Here is a 14,786-nt window from a genome sequence, read left to right as displayed (position 1 = left end):
CTCGAAGGAGTGTCCCCGACGGCAAGCGGTGTCTCGAGGCCGGGAAGCCTCCCGTCGTGATCGCAATTGAACAGGCAGCCGAGACCTGGGACCACGACCTGGACGACCTCTTCAACGACATCGGACACCGCTTCGGCCGCGTCGAACCCCGCCGCCGCATGCGAGCCTACGTACACGGACTGCTGGCGCCGGTGGCCCGAAAAAACAGCTGGCAGTTGGCCGAGCACGCTGGCCACGCCACCCCCGACGGCCTGCAGCACCTGCTCTCCCGCGCCCGCTGGAACCCTGACGACATCCGCGACGACCTGCAGGCTTTCGTCGCCAAGAGCATCGGCCACCCCGACGGGGTACTGATCGTGGACGACACCGGGTTCATCAAAAAGGGCACCACCTCGGCCGGCGTACAACGCCAGTACTCCGGCACCGCCGGCCGCACCGAGAACTGCCAGATCGGCGTCTTCGCCGCCTACGCCAGCTCCACCGGCCGCGCGTTGGTGGACCGGGAGCTGTACCTGCCCAAGTCCTGGACCACCGATCGTGACCGCTGCCACGCCGCGAAGATCCCCGACGAGCGGGAGTTCGCGACCAAGGGCGCCCTCGCCAAGGCGATCGTGCTGCGCGCACTGGCCTCGCCGTTGCCGATCGCCTGGGTCACCGCGGACTCCGCCTACGGCCAGGAATGCCGTTTCCGCCGCATGCTGGAGAACGCCGGTGTCGGCTACGTCGTGGCTGTGCCGAAGTCCCAGTTCACCGTGGGATGCCCGCGCATCGATCACCTCTTCGCCCAGGCCCCGGAGGAAGCGTGGGAGCGCCGCTCGTGCGGACAGGGCGCCAAGGGTCAGCGGATGTACGACTGGGCCGCGATCCAGCTGCCCACAGTCGCCGAATTCGACTACCAGATAAGGGAGTTGGTGTGTCGACGGTGGGCGCTGGCACGGCGCAGCGTGAGCAAGCCGGACGAGATCGCCTACTACCTCGCTTACGCACCTCTGGACGCGGGGGTGGACGACCTGGTGCGGGTCGCCGGCACCAGGTGGGCGATCGAGGAGTGCTTCCAGGCGGCAAAAAACGAGTGCGGCCTAGACCAGTACGAAGTCCGCCGCTACGTCGGCTGGTACCGGCACATCACCCTCGCCATGCTCGCGCACGCCTTCCTCGCAGCCATGACCGCGCAGGCCCGCGAAAAGGGGGCTGCACCGGTGAGGAAGCCGAGGTCATCGAGCTCACCGTGGCGGAAGTGCGGCGGCTCCTGGCAGCTCGCGCTCCCCGCCACCCCCGTGCCCACACCCACGCGCTGAACTGGTCGCACTGGCGTCGACGACGCCAAGCCGTTGCCCGCCACTGCCACTATCGCCGTCGGGGACACTCCTTCGAGGGGGGCCCGGTCAGAAACCGCCCCTGACCGGGCGGTGCCCGCTACACTCCCACCGCTCGACAACCGCGCAGGTCAAGACGCGAAGTACTGCTGGAGTATTAGGGCGTTTTCCTTAGTGGTGGCGGCCCGCGCAGCCTCCTCGATTCTGCGGATCACACCGTCATCGCGGTGCTTGACGAACTCGCTCAGTGCCCACCGGACTCCCCTTTCCGGCAACGGAACCTCTGGACGCATCGTGATCAGCTCGACCGCGGCGTCACGCAACGGCCGTCCTCTGCGGCACGCTCGACGCAGGGCTGTCGCCACCACACACGCCTCCTGGGGTGCCGAGGACGCAGATCCCTTCCTTCCCCGCCACTCGCGCGAATTGCGCGGCAGCAACCCCACTCTTCGCCACGTCTCCAACTGCTCCTGAGTCGCCCCCGACTCCCCCATGAGACGCGCATCCGCTGGGCTGACTGACCGTGGCATCCCGCCACGATAGAACCCCGGGACCATTCCTCGGGTGGGTAGCGGTACAGATCGCTGCAATGGGCGGAGCCGAATAGCCGCCGGTCACCGCCGGCCTGTTTCAAGGAGCCCGTACTGTGTCGGAGAAAGAGATGATCGATTTGATCGCGGCGCTGGGCAGTGCCGCATCCGGTGCCGCAGCCCTCATCACCGCTATGCGGCGGTGATTCGCCAACGGTCACGAGGGGCACCGACCACCTGCGCCTCCCTCTGACACCGACGGCGATGCGGACGGCCGTCCCGACCAACCAAGTCCGCAGCCGTAAGCAGAGGGCGTCCGATCTTCACCGCCATCGCACAGAACAATCGGTGCCCTGACGCAGCCATCGCAATCGAAGTGAGTAACTCAGGCACTCGGCCCTGGTCCTCTACCTCACCGCCGCTGACCCCAGTTCGCAACTTGCTCTGGACCTCTCAACTTACCTGATGGCTAATCAGGTAAGTCAGCATCCAATCAGCATTGGACCGAGGAAGTCTTCCGTACATGCTCTCGGGTGGCGGCTTCGCGGCAGCCTGCTTCGCGCAGATCGCGCAGGTGAGAAGACTGCTCGCCACGACGCACGATGTTCTGGAAAGTCTTCGAGCCGAAGACATGCCGATGTACAGTGAAGGACGCCTCTGACCTGCAGAAAGCTGGCGGGGAGCCGTCTTCTAGGAGTCCAAAGTGCTGCGAACTTTGATCAAGTCCAAGATCCATCGTGCCACCGTCACCCAGGCCGACCTGCACTACGTGGGATCCGTGACGATCGACGCCGATCTGCTCGACGCCGCCGATCTGCTGCCCGGTGAGCTCGTGCACATCGTGGACATCACCAACGGGGCCCGGCTGGAGACGTACGTCATCGAGGGGGAGCGGGGCTCGGGTGTCGTCGGGATCAACGGGGCCGCGGCGCATCTCGTCCACCCCGGGGACCTGGTGATCATCATCAGTTACGCTCAGGTGACCGACGCCGAGGCGCGGGCGCTGGAGCCCCGGGTGGTGCATGTGGACGGTGACAACCGCATCGTCGCCCTGGGTGCCGACGCGTCCGAGCCGGTGCCGGGGTCGGACCAGCAGCGCAGCCCGCAGGCGGTCAAGGCCTGACCGGCGCGGACGGCGGCAGTCAGAGGCAGGAGCGTGATGCGTCCATGAGCGACATCGAGATCCGCGACGACCGGGCGGCGGGCCGGCTGGAAGCGGTGGCGGGCGACGGCGAGGTCGTCGGCCGGATCGAGTACTTCGTCCTCGAATCCCCCGAGCGCGCGATCGTGCCGGTGCACACCGTCGTCGAGCCCGCCCACGAGGGCAAGGGCATCGCGGGCTCCCTGGCTCGAGAGCTGTACACCCTCGCCGCACGCGAAGGCGTCGTGGTCGCCCCGCTCTGCCCGTACGTCGTCAAGTGGGCCGAACGCCACCCCGACCAGGCCCCGGCCGCCTCCCCGGAGCTGATCCGGGCGGCGAAGGAGTGGCTGGCGGCGCACCCCGGGCGCTTCTGACGTCGCCGGACGCCCCCGTGCTCGCCCTCCTGCACACCTCGCCCGTCCACGTCCCCGTCTTCGACGCCCTGCGCGACGACGCCCATCCGCGGCTGAAGCTGCGGCACCTCGTCGACGAGGAACTGCTGGACCGGGCCCGCGCGGCGGGCCCCGAGGCCGTGGCCCACGACGTACGGGCGAGGCTGCGGGAGGCCGTCGCCGATGGTGCTCGGGCCGTGCTGTGCACGTGCTCGACCATCGGCTCGGTCGCGGAGGCGTCGGCCGACCGGATCGGTGTGCCGGTGCTGCGGGTCGACCGGCCGATGGCGGGCGCGGCCGTGGCCGCCGGGCCGCGCGTGGTCGTCCTGGCCGCTCTGGCGAGCACCCTCGGCCCGACGTCGGCCCTGGTCGAGGAGGAGGCGCGCCGCGCCGGCCGCCCCGTCGAGGTGCGCACTCTGCTGGCCGAGGGAGCCTGGGCCCGCTTCGAGGCGGGCGACCCGGCGGCCTACGCACGTCAGGTCGCCGACGCGGCCGACGCCGTCACCGGTGCCGACGTGATCGTGCTCGCCCAGGCGTCGATGGCCCCGGCGGAGCACCTCACGACCACCGCCGTCCCGGTGCTGTCCAGCCCTCGGGCAGGGCTCGCGGCAGGCGCGGCGGCGGTACGGGGCGGCCGGTAGCGCCACCTGGGCCTTGGGGAGGCACGGTCGTCACGCGGGGGAGTGACCGTGGGCGACTGGGGGACGCGGTCGTCGGGTAGGCGGGGGAGTAGTCCAGAGCCGACGTCGACCGACTGGCCGGAGGGCACCGCCATGACGCAACCACATCCGGACCCCGTCCCACCCGGGCCCGCACCGGACCCGGTTCCCCCGGGACCTCCCCCGGACCCCGTACACCCGGACCCCGTACCCCCGGGACCCGCTCCGGGCCCGGATCCTCAGCCTCCCCCGCCCCACCCCGACCCGGTCTCGCCCCCGGGTCCGGCACCGACGCCCCCGCCGACGCCGGGTCCGCCGGCCCCGGGGCCGCCCGTTCCCGGTCCGCCGCCCACGCCGGGGCCGCCCGGACCGTCCCCCTCGCCGATTCCCCCGGGCCCCGAACCGGTCCCGAACCCGGAACCCGGCCCGCCGCTCACCTGACCCGGCGGCCGAACCGGGCGGCCCGGGAAGTAGTGCACTCGGGCCGACAGCACTGGGCGGTGGACGACCGTGAAGTCGTCCACCGCCCAGTGCCGTGCCGTGAGGGGTGCCCGCCGGTCAGGACCGGCGGGCACCCCTCACGCTTTCTCCGTCTACGCGTCTACGCGTCTACGCCGAGACCTCGCTGCGGTCGTCCCCCCACAGCGTGTGGAACGACCCGTCGCGGTCCGTGCGCCGGTAGGTGTGCGCGCCGAAGTAGTCCCGCTGCCCCTGGGTGAGGGCGGCCGGCAGGCGCTCCGCGCGCAGGGCGTCGTAGTAGGCGAGGGCCGCGGCGAAACCGGGGGTCGGCACGCCCTGGCGGGTCGCGGCGATCAGCACCTCGCGCCAGTCGTCCTGCGCGTCGGCGATCTCCCGCGCGAACGTCTCGTCCGACAGCAGGCTCGGCAGGTCGGCACGGGCGTCGTACGCGGCGCGGATACGGTCCAGGAAGGCCGCGCGGATGATGCACCCGCCGCGCCAGATCGCGGAGACCGCGCCGAGGTCGATGTCCCAGCCGTACTCGTCACTGCCCGCGGCGATCTCGTGGAAGCCCTGCGTGTACGACACGATCTTCGACGCGTACAGCGCCTGCTCCACCCGGTCCGCGAACGCCGCGGCCTCCGCCTCGCCGAGCGGCGCGGCCGTCGGACCCGCCAGACCGCGCGAGGCCTCGCGCAGTGCCGCGTGCCCCGACAGCGAACGCGCGAACACCGCTTCCGCGATGCCCGACACCGGCACACCCAGGTCGAGCGCGATCTGCACGGTCCAGCGCCCCGTGCCCTTCTGCTCCGCCTGGTCGACCACCACGTCGACGAACGGCTTGCCCGTGGCCGCGTCCACGTGCGAGAGCACCTCGGCCGTGATCTCGATCAGGTACGAGTCCAGCCGGCCGGTGTTCCAGGTGCGGAAGATGTCCGCGATCTGCGCGGGCTCGTACCCGGCGACGTCGCGCAGCAACTGGTACGCCTCACCGATCAGCTGCATGTCGGCGTACTCGATACCGTTGTGCACCATCTTCACGAAGTGCCCGGCGCCGTCGGGGCCGACGTGGGTCACGCAGGGTGCGCCGTCGGCCGCCTTCGCCGAGATCTTCTCCAGCATCGGGCCCAGAGACTCGTACGACTCCTTCGAGCCACCCGGCATGATGCTCGGTCCGTTGAGCGCGCCCTCCTCGCCACCGGAGACGCCGGTGCCGACGAAGTGGATGCCCTGCTCCCGCAGCGCGCGCTCGCGGCGCCGGGTGTCGGCGAAGTGGGCGTTGCCACCGTCGATGATCATGTCGCCGGGCTCCAGCAGCGGCGCGAACTCCTCGATCACCGCGTCCGTCGGCTCACCGGCCTTCACCATGATGACCAGCCGCCGCGGACGCTCGAGCGCCGCCACGAACTCCTTCGCCGTCTCGGCCGCCACGAAGCTGCCCTCGTGCCCGAACTCCTCCACCAGCGCATGCGTGCGCGCCGCCGTCCGGTTGTGCACCGCGACCGTGTAGCCGTTGCGGGCGAAGTTGCGCGCGAGGTTGCGGCCCATGACCGCGAGACCCGTGACGCCGATCTGCGCTGAACTGCTCATTGGGTTGGCTCCTAGTGACCTTGGTATCGGTACTGCCGGGGTTGTCGGTACTGCCGGTTGCTGCCCGCCGGCCCTGCCGACGACCATCACGACCATCCTGACGTGCCGCAACCGCGTCCGCACGCGCGGGTCGTGCGACACCCCGCAGCGACATACGGGCGGGGACCCCCTCCGTACTCATCCGGGCCGTCCGGCGCACGCGTACGCGCCCCGCGTGCGCGAAGCGCCCAGGGGAGCGCATGCCGCGCGACGGCGCCAAGCGGGGCGCAACGGGCGAAAATTACTGGCCAGTTGGCGCATCCGCACGGCTGATAGCCGTCTTGTCACGGCCGGTTCGCAACGCTTACTTTGGCCACTTCTGACGCATTGTCGAGGGGGACTCCATGGCCGTGCGCGGCCGGCACCGCCGGTATCAGCCGAACAGGATCAACCGCGCCTCACTCACCGTCACCGCGGGTGGTGCCGGAATGGCGCTTCCCCTTCTGGGCACCGGCGTCGCCGAGGCGGCGGACGTGGACACCTGGGACAAGGTCGCCGCCTGCGAGTCCAGCGACAACTGGGACATCAACACGGGCAACGGCTACTACGGCGGACTTCAGTTCACCCAGTCCACCTGGGAGGCCTTCGGCGGCACCCGGTACGCGCCGCGCGCGGACCTGGCCACCAAGGACCAGCAGATCGCCATCGCCGAGAAGGTCCTGGACGGCCAGGGACCCGGCGCCTGGCCGGCGTGCTCGCAGCGGGCCGGACTGACCCGGGGCGGCGACACTCCCGACATCCGCCCGGCCGCCGGCCGCTCGGAGGCCAAGAGCGAGGCCCGGACCGGAACGAAGAAGGACGCCAAGCCGGCCGTGAAGGCCGGTGGCAGGAGCGGCACCCGCGCCACCACCGTCGAGGACGTCGAGCCGCAGAAGACACCCCAGTCCCGCGCGGGCCGCACCGAGATGTACACCGTGCTCCACGGCGACACCCTCTCCGGTATCGCGGAGGAGGAGCGGGTACGGGGCGGCTGGCGCGGTCTGTACGACGCGAACAGCGCGACCGTCGGCACCGACCCCGACCTGATCCTGCCCGGCCAGCGGCTCACCCTGCCCGGTGGGAAGGCCACCCAGGCCCGCCCCGCCCCGAAGCCCGCGGACACGGCCTCCAAGAACAACAAGAACAAGAAGCCCGAGAACAAGAAGCCCGAGAAGAAGGCGCCCGAGAAGAAGGCGCCGGAAAAGAAAGCCCCCTCGCAGCGCACCGAGGAACGGGCGGACCGCGCCACCCAGAAGAGCGGCACGCGCGTGGCCCCGGTCGCCGCCCCCCTGGGTACCCCGTACCACAAGGCCGGTTCCTCCTGGTCGAAGGGCTACCACACCGGTGTCGACTTCCCCGTGCCCACCGGCACGTCCGTGAAGTCGATCGCGCCGGGCGCCGTCGTCAGCGCCGGCTGGGAGGGCTCGTTCGGCTACCAGGTGGTGGTCCGGCACGCCGACGGCCGCTACAGCCAGTACGCCCACCTGTCGGCGATCTCGGTGAGGAGCGGCCAGTCGGTCACCGCGGGCCAGCGCATCGGCCGGTCCGGTTCGACGGGCAACAGCTCGGGCCCGCATCTGCACTTCGAGGTGCGGACGGGGCCCGGTTTCGGATCGGACGTCGACCCGGTCGCCTACCTGAGGGCGGGCGGCGTCAGGATGTGACGTGCATGCGGTGCCGGTCCGGTACCTGCACCGGGACGTACAGGCCGCCGTAGAAGGGCGCGTACGCCAACACGGGCAGCGACGGCTCCGCGGCCTCGCCCTCGGCCCCGGCATCCGGGGCCGAGCCGGCCGCGGATGCCGGGGCAGGCACCCGCACGCGTACGTCCTCCCGGGCGAGCTCGGAGCGCAGCAGTCGCTCGACCGAATCGGACAGCGCATCGGCGCCGGCCCCCGCGGATCCCGCAGACTCCAGGGCGCTCCCGGCCCTCGCCACCCCCACTGCCTCCACGGATCGTCGGACAGGCACCGCTCCGGCCGGGGTGACCGGGGTGACCACCGAACCGACCGGCGTCACCGGGAAGTCCGGGGAGCCCGCACCGACGCCCTCCGCCCGCTGCGGCTGCTCGCGCGCCAGCCGCTCCGTCGTCAGCAGGATCAGACCGCCGGCCGCCACCACGCCACAGCTCAGCGCGAGCGCCGTGCCGGTCGTGCCGTAGCGGAAGGTCTCGCCGAACATCGTGATGCCGACCGCTGCCGCCACCACCGGGTTCACCACCGTCAGCGTGGCCAGCGGAGCCGCGAGTCCGGCGCCCCGGTAGGAGGCCTGGGAGAGCAGCAGGCCGGCCGTGGCCAGCACACCGATCACCGCGAGGGACGGCACGTCCCCCGCCGAGATGCCGTCGGTCCAGTCCACCGCCACGGTCTTCGTGAAGACGGACGACATGCCGAAGGCGATACCGGAGGCGACGGCGAGCAGGATGCTGCGCACCGCCGGGTGCCGCTGCACGGTCCGGGCCGCGACCGTCAGGGCGGCGACCGCGACGGCCGTGGCCAGCGCCGCCGCCACCCGCTGGCCGGTACCGAGGGACTGCGCGTCGGACGCGCCGACCAGGGACAGCAGACCGGCGAGTCCGACGGTCGCCATGAGGGCGCCGCGCCACGCCGTCGCCCCCGCCCTGCGGCCGACGAACAGCGCCGCCATCGGCAGCGCGAACACGATCGTCAGCGCGCCCAGCGGCTGGACCAGACTCAGCGGGCCGTAGGCGAGCGCCACCACGTGCAGCAGACCGCCGAGGCCGTTCAGCGCGACCGCCGCCCACCAGACCGGCCGGCGCAGCGGCGCGTACTGCTCGCCCGGGGAGGACACCGCGACCTGCTCCTGCACGATCGCTCCGCCCGCGTACGCCACGGCGGAGACGAACGACAGCAGCACGGACAACGCGAGGGCGCTCATCGGCGGCTCCTCTGCGGGAGACTGGGGCGCCGGCCCCGGTGCGGCGAACGGTCGGCTTTCATGAACAACACGATGCCGTGTTCCGGTGTTCCCGTCGTCGTCCCTGAGCACTCAATGAGTCCTACTGCCGATGGAGTACGAGGACGCCCCCGTCATCCCCTGGGTGGGCACCCCGGGGCCCCCGGACCCTGACGGCTTCCCCTAGGGGATGACGGGGGCGTCCTCGTACTTCCGCGTCCTCCGGGCCGTTCCCCGGCGCCCCCGTTCCGTTGTCCCGGTCCTCGCGCTCTTCCCCGCGCGCTCCGTCTGGGTGACCATGAGGACACTGCCCGTTCAGACAGGGGGTCCGTGGGTGCGAGTGGGACTGCTGACCCGGGAGTACCCCCCGGACGTGTACGGCGGCGCGGGCGTCCATGTCGAGTTCCTGGCCAGGGAACTTCGCACCTTGGTGGACCTGGAGGTGCACTGCTGGGGAGAGGGCCGCACCGACGGCGTGCGGCGCCACCGTCCCTGGTCCGCCCTCGACGGCGCCAACGACGCACTGCGCACCTTCTCCGTGGACCTCGCCATGGCCGCGGCGCTCGAGGGCCGCGAGATCGTCCATTCCCACACCTGGTACGCCAACCTCGCCGGACACCTCGCCAAGGAGCTGTACGGCATCCCGCACGTGATGACCGCCCATTCCCTGGAGCCCCTGCGCCCCTGGAAGGCGGAGCAGCTGGGCGGCGGTTACGCCCTGTCGGGCTGGGCGGAGCACACCGCCGTCGAGGCCGCCGACGCGGTGATCGCCGTCTCCGCGGCCATGCGCGAGGACATCCTCGGCTGCTACCCGGCTCTCGACCCGGCCAGGGTGCACGTCGTGCACAACGGCATCGACACCCGGCTGTACCGGCCCGACCCCGGCACCGAAGCGCTGGACCGGATCGGCCTCGACCCGTCCCGGCCGTACGTCCTGTTCGTCGGCCGCATCACCCGGCAGAAGGGCGTGCCCCAACTGCTGCGGGCGGTGCGCGGCATCGACCCGGCCGCGCAGGTCGTGCTCTGCGCGGGCGCCCCCGACACCCCGGAGATCGAGCGGGAGTTCCGCGAGCTGTACGAGGAGCTGAGCCGGGTGCGCGCGGGCGTGCACTGGGTCCCGCAGATGCTGCCGCGTCCGGAGGTGATCCAGCTGCTCACCCACGCCGCCGCGTTCGTGTGCCCGTCGGTGTACGAGCCGCTCGGCATCGTCAACCTGGAGGCGATGGCCTGCGGCACCCCCGTGGTGGCCTCGCGGGTCGGCGGTGTCCCCGAGGTGGTGGAGGACGGCGTGACCGGGGTACTCGTCCCGGTGGACGACGTCTTCGAGCAGGGCCTCGCGCGCGCTCTCGACTCGCTCCTCGGCGACCCGGAAGCCGCCCGGCGGATGGGCGAGGCAGGGCGGGAGCGGGCGGTCGGCGTGTTCGGCTGGGACATGGTGGCCCGGCGCACGGTCGCGCTCTACGAGGAGATCCGCACACAGGCTTAGCCCTCCCCGCCCAGGGGCAGGGATGGGGAAATTCGGCGTGAGGGGAGCGGCCATGCGTCGTGGTGGTCCTTCGGTCCTGGGAATCGTGCTGGCGGGCGGCGAGGGCAAGCGCCTCATGCCCCTCACGGCGGACCGCGCCAAACCGGCGGTCACCTTCGGCGGCACGTACCGCCTGGTCGACTTCGTCCTGTCCAACCTCGTCAACGGGGACATCAAGCGGATCTGCGTGCTGACGCAGTACAAGTCGCACTCGCTGGACCGGCACATCACCACCACCTGGCGCATGTCCAGCCTGCTCGGCAACTACGTCACCCCCGTCCCGGCCCAGCAGCGGCTCGGCCCGCACTGGTACCTGGGCAGCGCGGACGCCATCCTCCAGTCGCTGAACCTGGTGTACGACGAACGGCCGGATTACGTGGCCGTGTTCGGCGCCGACCACGTCTACCGCATGGACCCGCGCCAGATGCTCGCCCAGCACATCGAGAGCGGCGCCGGGGTCACGGTGGCGGGCATCAGGGTGCCGCGTTCGGAGTCCTCCGCCTTCGGCGTGATCACTCCGGGGTCGGACGGCCGGAGCGTGGACCGCTTCCTGGAGAAGCCCACCGACCCTCCCGGCCTCGACGGCGATCCCCAGCGCGTGTTCGCCTCCATGGGCAACTACTTCTTCACCACGAAGGCCCTCGTCGAGGCCCTCCATCGGGACGCCGAGGACGAGAACTCGGTGCACGACATGGGCGGCTCGATCCTGCCCCAGCTCACCGAGCGGGGCGAGGCCTGTCTCTACGACTTCAGCTCCAACCACGTGCCCGGCGAGACCAGCCGCGACCAGGGCTACTGGCGGGACGTCGGCACCCTGGACGCCTACTACGAGGCGCACATGGACCTGATCGCCGAGCGCCCCGCCTTCAACCTCTACAACCGCCAGTGGCCGGTCTACACGCACTCCGGCCAGCTCTCGCCGGCCCGGTTCAACGCCGGCGGCATGGCGAGCGAGTCCATCATCAGCGCCGGCTGCCTGATCCGCGGCCAGGTCACCCGGTCCGTGCTGTCACCGGGTGTGGTGGTCGACCCGGGGGCCGTGGTCCAGGGCTCGGTGCTGCACGACAACGTCCACATCGGGCGGGACGCGGTGGTGCGCGGTGCCGTCCTGGACAAGAACGTGGAGGTACCGCCCGGCGCGACCATCGGCGTCAACCCGGAGCGGGACGCGGAGCTGTACACCGTGTCCAAGGACGGAGTGATCGCCCTCGGCAAGGGACAACTGGTGCCGTAGCACCCGCCTGCCCGCAGGGCAGGCGGTGGGACGGAAGGGACGGGCCCCGGTCGGTGCGACCACCGGGGCCTTTGTCATGTCCCTGGACGAGCGACGGAATCCGTGCTGTTATGCCAAGTGCTGTTCGTGACAACGTTGTACAACCGAACACAACGCACAGAAAAGAACATGGAGCAGCGCGCAGAACAGCGGGACCGAGCATACGGACAGCGGGACCGAGCACGAGCACTGAGCACGAGCACCGAGCAGAGAGCCGTCACCTTCCTCACAGACGGAGGATCCGTGCGCATCAGACGCCTCAGAGACCGTTTGGCCCTGTTCCTGGCCGCCGCCCTGGGAGTCGCGGGGCTCACCGCGACCGGCCAGACCGCGAGCGCAGCCGAGGACGACCCGGTGGACATCCACGGACTGAAGGGCGAGTACTACACGCAGTCCGCCCCCGGCGCCTTCGACTTCCACGAGCTCAAGGCCACCGCCTTCGACCCGCACCTCGACTTCGACAACCTGGAGCCGCGGCTGAACTTCACCACCGGCCGGTCGGACGACGTCAGCGTCCGCTGGACCGGGAAGATCGTGCCGGAGAGGACCGGCGCGCACACCTTCTCGATCACCGGCGACAACGGCTTCCGGCTGTGGATCGACGGCAGGCTCGCCATCGACCACTGGGTCGACGACTGGGACCGCGAGCAGACCGCCGAGCCGATCGAGCTGACCGCCGGCCGGGCCCACGACATCAAGGTCGAGTACTTCGAGCACTACGGCGGCTCCAACCTCCACCTGCGCTGGACCGAGCCCGGCGGCGCCAAGAAGGCCGTGCCGCAGTCCGCGTTCCGCCTGCCGGACGGCTTCGACTACGACGGCGCCCTCGCCGCCACCGTCCTCGGCTCCGGACGCACCCTGAAGCTCGACTTCCCGCGCCCGCTCGCCGCGCCCCCGGCCGGACTCACCGACCACGTCAACGCGGTCATCGGCGGCGCGCAGTGGCCGCTGACCGGAGCCGAGCGGGACCCGGCCGACCCCAAGGCCCTGCTCGTCACCCTCGGCGAACCGGTCGTGGGCAACAAGACCGGCACCGCCCGCGGCACCGCCGACGTCCGCTACGACGGACAGGGCGGCCTGGCCACCGCCGACGGCGACCCCGTGGACGCGTTCATGAGCAGCGGACCCAACCGCTCCACCCACGAACTGACCACCCGGTGGACCGACGAGGTGGGCCCGGACAACGCTCTCCCCGAGTACCCGCGCCCCCAGCTCACTCGGGACCAGTGGCGCAACCTCAACGGGCAGTGGCAGTTCGCCGCCGCGGAGGAGGGGGAGCGGCCGCCCGTGGGCAAGACGCTCAAGGAACGCATCCTGGTCCCGTACCCGGTGGAGTCCCGGCTCTCCGGCATCCAGCGGCACGAGGACCGCATGTGGTACCGCCGCACCTTCACCGTCCCCCGGGACTGGAGCATCGGCTCCGGCAAGCGGCTGCGGCTGAACTTCGGCGCCGTCGACTGGCGGTCCGAGGTGTACGTCAACGGCACGAAGGTCGCCGCCCACGAGGGCGGGTACGACAAGTTCAGCGCCGACGTCACCGACGCGCTGAAGCCCGGCCGCGCCCAGGAACTCATCGTCGGCGTGTACGACCCCACCGACGCCGCCGACGGTGAGAACCCGCCGCTCGGCAAGCAGCGCCTGGACCCCAGCGGCATCTGGTACACGCCCAGCTCGGGGATCTGGCAGACGGTCTGGATGGAGCCGGTCGCCCGTGACCACGTCGACTCCCTGAAACTGGTGCCCGACGTGCCCGGCGAACGGCTCACCGTGGAGGCGAAGGGCGTCCGGGACGGCGTGCCCGTCAGGGCGACCGCGTACGACGGACGGCGCAAGGTCGCCACCGCGACCGGCCGCACCGGGGAGCCGCTGGACCTGCGGATCGCGAACCCGCGGCTGTGGTCGCCCGACGACCCTTTCCTGTACCGGCTCGAGGTGACCGTCGGCACCGACCGCGTCGGCAGCTACTTCGGGATGCGCTCGATCGCCGTCGAGGAGGTCGACGGTGGGCCGCGCACGGTCCTCAACGGCGAACCGGTCTTCCTGATGGCCACCCTCGACCAGGGCTTCTGGCCCGACGGTCTGCACACCGCGCCCACCGACGAGGCCCTCGCGTACGACCTGCGCGTGCACAAGCAGCTCGGGTTCAACTCCGTGCGCAAGCACATCAAGGTCGAGCCGGACCGCTGGTTCTACTGGGCCGACCGGCTGGGTCTGATGGTCTGGCAGGACATGCCCTCCATGAGGGCCGGGGTGAACCCCGACGCCTCCTCCCGCGCCCGCTACGAGCGCGAGATGAAGCAGATGATCGACGAGCACGTCAGCAGCCCGTCCATCGTCATGTGGGTCACCTTCAACGAGGGCTGGGGCCAGTACGACGTCGGCCGCATCGCCGAACAGGCCAAGGCCTGGGACCCGTCGCGCCTGGTCAACAACCAGTCGGGGCTCAATCTCGGTGCCGACGGCAACGCCGGCGACATCATGGACGAGCACGGCTATCCCAGCCCCGCGCTCCCACCGAGCCCGGACGGACGGCGCGCCCTGGTCACCGGCGAGTACGGCGGCCTCGGACTCGCGGTGCCCGGTCACGCCTGGGCGGTCCAGCAGTCGTACGTCGACGTCGATCCGGAGACCTACACCGAGGACTACCTCACCAAGCTCGACGAGGTACGGGCCCTGGTCTGCCGGGGCAGCAACGGCGCCGTGTACACGCAGATCTCGGACGTGGAGGGCGAGCTGAACGGCCTGCTCACCTACGACCGGCGCGTACTGAAGCCGGACGTCGCCCGGGTGAAGGCCGCCCATGACGCCCTGATCCGGGACGCGTCCCGGGCGCAGCCCGCGGGGTGTCCGGCCGGGGGTGCCGCGCGGTGAAAGGTTCCTCCTGCGGCCCGCGCCCGTCCGGGTGGTGTTCGTCACCCCGGATCCCACCCCGGAACCCACCCCGGGTGTCGCGCCGGATTTCGCCCC

General features: G+C 71.2%; 11 protein-coding genes. 8 read left to right on the top strand and 3 right to left on the bottom strand.

Going from position 1 to position 14,786, the window contains the following annotated elements; genetic code table 11:
- The first annotated feature begins 65 nt into the window (after positions 1 to 65).
- Positions 66 to 1,298, top strand: coding sequence for an IS701 family transposase (locus tag OHB56_RS05465; protein ID WP_406358933.1), 1,233 nt, complete (start codon positions 66 to 68; stop codon positions 1,296 to 1,298).
- 149 nt (positions 1,299 to 1,447) lie between these two features.
- Here OHB56_RS05465 and OHB56_RS05460 read toward each other — a convergent pair whose 3' ends face one another.
- Complete coding sequence (locus OHB56_RS05460) at positions 1,448 to 1,639, bottom strand: hypothetical protein (RefSeq protein ID WP_406351932.1); 192 nt, start codon at positions 1,637 to 1,639, stop codon at positions 1,448 to 1,450.
- Between the two features lie 910 nt (positions 1,640 to 2,549).
- On the opposite strand from OHB56_RS05460, the gene panD reads away from it, so the two are divergent.
- Genes panD through OHB56_RS05445 form a run of 3 tightly spaced genes read left to right on the top strand, consistent with a single transcriptional unit; the run spans position 2,550 to position 4,020 of the window.
- Positions 2,550 to 2,969, top strand: a complete 420-nt coding sequence (gene panD / locus OHB56_RS05455; RefSeq protein ID WP_406351930.1) for an aspartate 1-decarboxylase — start codon at positions 2,550 to 2,552, stop codon at positions 2,967 to 2,969.
- Positions 2,970 to 3,013: 44 nt separating this feature from the next.
- Entirely contained in the window at positions 3,014 to 3,361 is a 348-nt protein-coding gene (locus OHB56_RS05450; RefSeq protein WP_326756274.1) for a GNAT family N-acetyltransferase, read from the top strand.
- A gap of 17 nt (positions 3,362 to 3,378) precedes the next feature.
- Positions 3,379 to 4,020, top strand: a complete 642-nt coding sequence (locus OHB56_RS05445; RefSeq protein WP_406351928.1) for an aspartate/glutamate racemase family protein — start codon at positions 3,379 to 3,381, stop codon at positions 4,018 to 4,020.
- 627 nt (positions 4,021 to 4,647) lie between these two features.
- Here the strand turns inward: OHB56_RS05445 and gndA are convergent.
- The gene (gene gndA / locus OHB56_RS05440) at positions 4,648 to 6,087 is read right to left on the bottom strand and encodes an NADP-dependent phosphogluconate dehydrogenase (RefSeq protein WP_326756276.1); all 1,440 of its coding nucleotides are present in this window, start codon (positions 6,085 to 6,087) and stop codon (positions 4,648 to 4,650) included.
- Positions 6,088 to 6,470: 383 nt separating this feature from the next.
- Between gndA and OHB56_RS05435 the strand changes: the two genes are divergently transcribed.
- Complete coding sequence (locus tag OHB56_RS05435; RefSeq protein ID WP_406351925.1) at positions 6,471 to 7,769, top strand: transglycosylase family protein; 1,299 nt, start codon at positions 6,471 to 6,473, stop codon at positions 7,767 to 7,769.
- Here the strand turns inward: OHB56_RS05435 and OHB56_RS05430 are convergent.
- Positions 7,759 to 9,003: a DMT family transporter gene (locus OHB56_RS05430; RefSeq protein ID WP_406351923.1), complete on the bottom strand. Its 1,245-nt coding sequence runs from the start codon at positions 9,001 to 9,003 to the stop codon at positions 7,759 to 7,761. The genes OHB56_RS05435 and OHB56_RS05430 overlap by 11 nt on opposite strands.
- 352 nt (positions 9,004 to 9,355) lie before the next feature.
- Here OHB56_RS05430 and glgA point away from each other — a divergent pair, with 352 nt between their 5' ends.
- The 3 genes from glgA (at position 9,356) to OHB56_RS05415 (ending at position 14,690) form a co-directional block, all read left to right on the top strand.
- The gene (glgA, locus tag OHB56_RS05425) at positions 9,356 to 10,507 is read left to right on the top strand and encodes a glycogen synthase (protein WP_406351921.1); all 1,152 of its coding nucleotides are present in this window, start codon (positions 9,356 to 9,358) and stop codon (positions 10,505 to 10,507) included.
- A gap of 52 nt (positions 10,508 to 10,559) precedes the next feature.
- Complete coding sequence (glgC, locus tag OHB56_RS05420) at positions 10,560 to 11,780, top strand: glucose-1-phosphate adenylyltransferase (RefSeq protein ID WP_406351919.1); 1,221 nt, start codon at positions 10,560 to 10,562, stop codon at positions 11,778 to 11,780.
- A 282-nt stretch (positions 11,781 to 12,062) separates the two neighbouring features.
- On the top strand, positions 12,063 to 14,690 hold the full coding sequence (locus OHB56_RS05415) for a PA14 domain-containing protein (protein ID WP_406351917.1): 2,628 nt from the start codon (positions 12,063 to 12,065) through the stop codon (positions 14,688 to 14,690).
- Positions 14,691 to 14,786: the final 96 nt, after the last annotated feature.

The organism is Streptomyces sp. NBC_01635 (assembly GCF_045209715.1).
GTDB lineage: Bacteria > Actinomycetota > Actinomycetes > Streptomycetales > Streptomycetaceae > Streptomyces > Streptomyces hirsutus.
This window is presented reverse-complemented; position numbering and strand designations above follow the sequence as displayed.

Coding starts and splice junctions, on each gene's coding strand:
- OHB56_RS05450 (WP_326756274.1), top strand. CDS start 3,014: ATGAGCGACATCGAGATCCGCGACGACCGGGCGGCGGGCCGGCTGGAA.
- gndA (WP_326756276.1), bottom strand. CDS start 6,087: ATGAGCAGTTCAGCGCAGATCGGCGTCACGGGTCTCGCGGTCATGGGC.
- OHB56_RS05435 (WP_406351925.1), top strand. CDS start 6,471: ATGGCCGTGCGCGGCCGGCACCGCCGGTATCAGCCGAACAGGATCAAC.
- OHB56_RS05430 (WP_406351923.1), bottom strand. CDS start 9,003: ATGAGCGCCCTCGCGTTGTCCGTGCTGCTGTCGTTCGTCTCCGCCGTG.
- glgC (WP_406351919.1), top strand. CDS start 10,560: ATGCGTCGTGGTGGTCCTTCGGTCCTGGGAATCGTGCTGGCGGGCGGC.